The sequence below is a fragment of the Variovorax sp. P4_D9 genome (assembly GCF_056401695.1).
Genome location: NZ_JBFUIU010000607.1, coordinates 1 through 5483, shown reverse-complemented (window position 1 = coordinate 5483; position 5483 = coordinate 1). Strand labels below are relative to the sequence as shown.

The following is a 5483-nucleotide window of genomic DNA, read 5'->3' as shown; positions in this document are numbered from 1 at the left end:
GTTCAGCCATGGTTTCCCCCTTTCTTTGCCCGTTTCACATACGCGCCAGGGGCTGGCGTTCGCCAAGGACTCGGCCCTCCGCATTGATCCGCCCCGGCGCGCTTTTCAAGGGTCTCGTGAGGTCCCTGCTCCCGGGCAGCGATTCGCTCCAATCGAAGCACTCGCTCATTAATACCCGAAGTCAGCGCCGTCGCCTGGTGCCCGAGATTAATCGCTGCGAACTGGCCCGCAACGCCGGCCTGCAAAGTGGCGAGGGCACGATCCTCGCGTGGCGTGAGCGTGAGGACGTCGTCACCGACTTCCAGCTTCACCATGCCGTCAGGCATCACAGTCTTGCTGATCGCGCGAGCCGGCGGATGCCTCGCGGCCGGGACGAACACGCCGTTGCGCACTCGATGCACCTGGCCATCCTCGATCAACGCCCCAATGCGGTCGTCAACGATGGCGAGTTTCAAGCCAGTGTGCTCGACCAGCGTCTCGCGGGTGACGACCYGTTCTGCGTTGTGCAGGTCCTGCACGGCCTCGAGGATGAGGTCGGTTGAGCTCTTGCGCCTCGGCTCAGCCATGGGAGGGCTCTCCCTCGGGTCTAGAGTTGGCGGACGACGTCACCAGCAGTTCAGGATGCTCGCGCAGGTACTTGTGCTCGCGCGATAGCAACGTTTCCTGCAGGGCGTTGCGGGCGATCGCCACATCGTCCTCGAACTCCGTGCGCTCCAAAGGAGACTTCATGAAGACGGCAAGCGCGATCTGCGCGGAGTCCAACTGCCGACGCAGTGGATCCGCGCGGCCAGCGACACGAACGGCGCGCGGGAAGTCCAGGGCGCCATCCAAGGCGTCATCGACGGCGGCCAGGCGCATCTCCTTTTCGGCACACGCAATTTGATCGAGAAGCTGCTGGATGGTGCGCTTCAGCTCCTCGCGACAGTTCGTCCGCGCGACTCGTTTGGCCCGGAGGTCTTTCGCCGTGGCCTCGGCGGCCAGTCGCTTGACCTCGGGATCGTCTGCGACAACGTCATCAGAGAGCGCGCGGGCCACGGCCTCGAAGTGGCGCTGCGGGGCCGACTCCTCCAGGCGGCGCGCACGCGCCTGTGCTTCAGCGAAAGCGGGCACCAGATTGCGGTCGCGCAGCTTGTCGGCTTCGATCATGCGATCGAGCGTGGACAACTTTTCCATTCGGATCTCCTTTTCAATAATCGCCCGCGTCGGGGCCGGTGTTGGTCCAGTGCGCCATACGTCTGGCTTCCTTGCCTACAAGCTCATCAAGCTCGCGCTCTTCCGTGTGGGCGCTTTCGCGTGGGACTGGTGTTGCTCTAGCCGGGGCCTCGACCGCCGTGGGGGAATCGTCGCGGCTGCCGGCGCTGTGGCGAAACCCTAGAGGGGTAAGGAAGAGCCGGCGCCGTCAACGAGCAATCCGGCACCGCTGTCGCCTCCGCTGGTTTGTCCACGACATGGAGTGTTGCGCCGGACTGCAGCGCGGCCTGAGTTATGCGGATGGCCGGCCGGCCGCGTGATCGCATCGGCGAGCGGCGTGCCGGAGCTCGACGGCTTTGATTCATCCAACGCGGCGAACGTGGCGAACGCGGGGCACTGCCTGGGCTGCTGCGCCAGCGTGCTAGGGACGATGTGGCTGGCGAGGCCAGCAGCCTGCCAGCTACCGCAGCGCGGGGGCGTGTAGTGGCTGCAATCAGCGCACAGATTTCCGGCGTCGTTTGATCTGCATCACGCGCGCTCGTTGAGGTTGAAGTTCGGCTCGTTGCTCGGCGAGCCCCTGCCGAAATCGTTGCGTGCGGCGAACTGCTTGCGCGCCGTCGGGCGGTACGAATCCCAGTCGAAGATGACCCAACGGGCGGTCTCGGTCAGGCGGTCGTAAACGCGGTCGCCCACGAAGACCTTGAAGCCCGCTTTGTCCAGGTTGGTCAAAAGGATGGTCGGCCGCATGTCGCGATAGCGACGGTCGAGAACATCGAAGATCAGCGCCTGTTCGTTGTCGGTGCCGCCGCTCACGCCGACCTCATCGATCACCAGCAGCGCGACGGTGCCCAGTTCGCGCAGAACGTCCACCTCGGTGCGCTCGGAATCGCGGCTCCAGGTGGCACGCACGGCGCGGATCAGGCCCGCGCAGGTGAGGTACAGGCCAACGTGGGCCGGCATGATGCTCTGGAGGATTGAGGTCGCCAGATGGGACTTGCCCGTACCCGGGAGGCCACCATGACGATGCCATTGCCGCGCTCGGCGTGACGCGCAAAACTCTCGGCGAACTCACGGGCGACGACGAGCGCGTGCTGCTGTTCCGGCGTCACGGCGACGAAGTTGTCGAGACTGCGCTCCAGGAAGCGCTTCGGGATCGCCGCTTGACCGAGCATGGCATCCAGGCGGACGCGCGCAAGTTCGGCCTGTTCCTGCGCTTCTGCTTGCCGCTTGGCAGCCAGACGGGCTTCCGCGCAGTCAGGGCACGAAGTCCAGATTTCGCGCTTGCCCATGTAGCGCACCCCGGTCGAGATGAACTCGCCATGCTCGTCGCACACCTCGGTACGCTCGCCGAGCGGCTGTTTCAGTGCAATGGGCGTCGTGGCCTTCAGGCCCTCGCCGACAAGGCGCTGCAAGTCGCGCGGATTTTCTTCATTGGAACGAACCGTCATGGTTGATGCCCTCTCGGTAGTTAAAGTTTTCAAAGCCAGCGTGCTTGCTGGCGGGTTTGGCGTACGCGGCACTGGCCGACTTGGGCGGGTAGACGGTGCGCCAGCCGTTCACGATTGCTTCGTTGAGCAGCGCCTCCGGCTCGTGGCCCTTGGCGCGGAGTTCGTCGATCTTTTTGACCAAGAGCTTTTGAGCGACATCCGAGAACGGAATCGACTTCATCGCCTTGCGCATCGCGACGAAGTTCTTCCATGCGTCGGGTGGCATCCAGTCCGGCACTGACATCGGAGCGGGCCTGCTCTTTTCACCAAGAGTGGGTTCCTTGGTGGTTAACTGATGGTTATTGGTGGTTTGGGTCGCATGGGTGCTACCCGTGGCGCGCATGGGTGCTACCCGTTCGCCGCATCCATGCGACCCGTTCGCCGCATCGACGCTACCTGTCGCGTCTACGCTACCTGTTGCACCAGTGCTACCCGTCACCTCTGCGGCAGGGGCTGCATCAGTGCTACCCGTCGCATTGGCGCGACCCGTTGCATCGGTGCTACGGGTCGCATCGACGCTACCCCCAGCAGAAGGTTCGGCGAGTCGCTCGACGTGCAGGCGGTAATGCGGGACGGTGCCGCGCGCGCCGCCCGTCGCGTTCGCCGTCACGGACAACAGGCCGGCATCGACCAACGCATGCACGTGGCGCTGCGCCTGGGAGCGCGAGACGCCGCAGTCGCGCGCAATCGCCGCCATTCCAACGAACAGGCTTCCGCCCGCGTCATTGCAGTGGTCGGCGAGCTTGAGCGCGACCAGCTTCCGGCCAGCCGGTTGAATGTCTGTCGCCCAAACGCGCTTCATCGCGAGAATGCTCATTTCGCAGCCCCGCGAACGATCTGGGACAGGAAAGCGCAAACGTCGTCCCAGTGGGTGAAGCTCCGGGACTGTCCCCAGCGGCTGACCACAACGAACGTCACGCGGCCATCGTCGGCCGGATATGAGATCGGCTTGCTCAAGTGGCACCGCCTTCGTGGACTTGGTGCTTGGCCCACTCGCCCGCGATCCACTCGACGCCCTTCGGTGTGAATTTGGCGTGGTGGTACGCCTTGCCGTTCACGCGACTCACGCCCGCCTTCACCTCGAAGCGGCCGGCGTCTAGGTGCGGCGCGTGCGGCGTCAGCTTACCGGCGAGACGGTACATGATCTTGCGGTCGATCAGCCATGCGGAGACTTCGGCTTGCTTCGCCTTGAGCATCTTGCACACTTCGCGGAAGTTGCTAAGCCCCTTGGCCGCGACGTAACGATCGACAAACTCGACGGCTGGCTTTTGCTGCTCGATCAGGATCGCGCGCTCGGACGCGAGCTTCTCGGCGTCGATCGCGCGCTGCTCGGAATCGAGCGCTAGGCGCAGGATGTCCATGCGCGACAGCACGACCGGCCGGGCTGCCGCTTCCAACTCCTGCCAGCGATCGATGATCTTGGCGCGCAGCGCCACGCTGTAGCCGGACACAAGGACCAACGTCTCACGCTTCGGCAGCAGCAGCGCCGGCTGCATTCGTCCATAGGCATCCGGGAGATCGGCTGAAAACTCAGCCGATGTCAGGCACAACTCGTCGAGCATCTTGCGCGCGTCGGCCAGGACGTTTTTGTGTTCCTTGCCAGTCAGATCAGCAATCTCGCGGCTGCTCATCGTGAGCGGGGCGGTCTCGGGCGGATTGCCGGGGGGCTGCATGCCGGTGGAGGCGATGATGATCCGGTCGCCGCGCATCATTGCGACTCCAGCCAAGCCGTGACATCGCCGGCCCTCCAGCGCGAGCAGCGCCCGAGTTTGATCGGCGAGGGGAAACTCTTCGCTGCGATGCGGGCGTAGAGTCCAGAGCGGCCCATGCCGGTCAGGGCTTGAACCGTCTCGATGCGCAGTAGGGCGACGGGATTGGACGCAGCCTCAACCGGCTGCCTGAAGCGGGATATCTTGGATAGTGCGGGGGTGTCCATGGGCGGCCTCTTTAAAAGATGGCCGCATTTCGACGCCGGGGTTCAGTGCGGTGCCGAACCCCGGTGAAACTTCATTCGAGAACCCCGGCGAAAGTGCATCGCGAACCCCGGCGAAAGTCCCGTTTTACCCCGGCGAATCCAGCGTGGGATCGCCGATCTCCACTTGTTGATAGGCAGCTGGAAAGCACTCTCTCAGCCGACGCCAGCCGGTCTGCTGTGACATTTGCCTCCCCTTCATTTTGTCGGAACTGACTAGCCAGAGCATTACTTGGTGGGGGTCGAACATCGGCTCCRCGCTTCTGCGGCCGCCACGTCCTGCAACTTTGCGAGCCGCCTTCAGTGCTGGCACGTCCTTCAAATTGGCGAACCACGTTTGATCCATGCCGGTGAATGCACCGAATGCGGCGATGAGTTCGTCTCGGGTCGCCAACGCATCAAGGCTGGCGCGTACTACAGTCGTGCCAATGGGAGCCAGGGCATTGCCCGCGGCGGCGTTGGGCAAGCATGTATTGGCGAGGGCGTCCTTTTCGGCGTCGCCGGCTCGCTGATACAGTTCGCGCGCCATGCGGTTGAGCCACTCAATTTCATGCGCGTCCGCTCGCTGGCGCGCTGTCCAGCTTGCCTCTTTGAACGTCTGCACATCGTCGTTGGCTTCACCGATACGCCGGGTGTACTCATCGTTGCTGAGGCCATTGTTGGTCACATCCAAGATGCCCAGGAGCGCACGATTGAGATTCCGCCGCTGCTGGTAGTCGCCGGCTGTCCGGTCTGCGTCGATGCGGAGGGTATGGTCGAAAGGCCCCACCCTTTGTTCGGCGCGAGTGAGTTCCACGTCTGCCTCTTCGACTGCTCGACGAGTGAGGCCATCC

Annotated in this window: 8 protein-coding genes; 1 reads left to right on the top strand and 7 read right to left on the bottom strand. The window is 64.0% G+C overall.

The window, feature by feature from the left end; translation table 11 throughout:
• Positions 1-542: hypothetical protein (locus AC1DY5_RS40335; protein ID WP_478120054.1), on the top strand; the 542-nt coding region annotated here is incomplete at its 5' end.
• Between the two features lie 16 nt (positions 543-558).
• Here the strand turns inward: AC1DY5_RS40335 and AC1DY5_RS40330 are convergent.
• From AC1DY5_RS40330 to AC1DY5_RS40300, 7 genes are all read right to left on the bottom strand, one after another.
• Entirely contained in the window at positions 559-1173 is a 615-nt protein-coding gene (locus AC1DY5_RS40330; protein WP_478120053.1) for a hypothetical protein, read from the bottom strand.
• 546 nt (positions 1174-1719) lie between these two features.
• On the bottom strand, positions 1720-2151 hold the full coding sequence (locus AC1DY5_RS40325) for an ATP-binding protein (RefSeq protein WP_478120052.1): 432 nt from the start codon (positions 2149-2151) through the stop codon (positions 1720-1722).
• The gene (locus AC1DY5_RS40320) at positions 2109-2639 is read right to left on the bottom strand and encodes a hypothetical protein (RefSeq protein WP_478120051.1); all 531 of its coding nucleotides are present in this window, start codon (positions 2637-2639) and stop codon (positions 2109-2111) included. The genes AC1DY5_RS40325 and AC1DY5_RS40320 overlap by 43 nt, the downstream gene beginning before the upstream one ends.
• Positions 2620-3495: a helix-turn-helix domain-containing protein gene (locus AC1DY5_RS40315; protein WP_478120050.1), complete on the bottom strand. Its 876-nt coding sequence runs from the start codon at positions 3493-3495 to the stop codon at positions 2620-2622. Before AC1DY5_RS40315 ends, AC1DY5_RS40320 begins: the two co-directional genes overlap by 20 nt.
• 136 nt (positions 3496-3631) lie before the next feature.
• A complete protein-coding gene (locus AC1DY5_RS40310) occupies positions 3632-4390 on the bottom strand; it encodes a phage antirepressor KilAC domain-containing protein (RefSeq protein WP_478120049.1) in 759 nt (252 codons plus the stop codon).
• Positions 4387-4614, bottom strand: coding sequence for a helix-turn-helix transcriptional regulator (locus tag AC1DY5_RS40305; RefSeq protein WP_478120048.1), 228 nt, complete (start codon positions 4612-4614; stop codon positions 4387-4389). The genes AC1DY5_RS40310 and AC1DY5_RS40305 overlap by 4 nt, the downstream gene beginning before the upstream one ends.
• 124 nt (positions 4615-4738) lie before the next feature.
• Positions 4739-5483, bottom strand: a 745-nt coding sequence (locus tag AC1DY5_RS40300; RefSeq protein WP_478120047.1) for a hypothetical protein, incomplete at its 5' end; no start/stop codon positions are given.

Coding starts and splice junctions, on each gene's coding strand:
- AC1DY5_RS40330 (WP_478120053.1), bottom strand. CDS start 1,173: ATGGAAAAGTTGTCCACGCTCGATCGCATGATCGAAGCCGACAAGCTG.
- AC1DY5_RS40325 (WP_478120052.1), bottom strand. CDS start 2,151: ATGCCGGCCCACGTTGGCCTGTACCTCACCTGCGCGGGCCTGATCCGC.
- AC1DY5_RS40320 (WP_478120051.1), bottom strand. CDS start 2,639: ATGACGGTTCGTTCCAATGAAGAAAATCCGCGCGACTTGCAGCGCCTT.
- AC1DY5_RS40315 (WP_478120050.1), bottom strand. CDS start 3,495: ATGAGCATTCTCGCGATGAAGCGCGTTTGGGCGACAGACATTCAACCG.
- AC1DY5_RS40310 (WP_478120049.1), bottom strand. CDS start 4,390: ATGATGCGCGGCGACCGGATCATCATCGCCTCCACCGGCATGCAGCCC.
- AC1DY5_RS40305 (WP_478120048.1), bottom strand. CDS start 4,614: ATGGACACCCCCGCACTATCCAAGATATCCCGCTTCAGGCAGCCGGTT.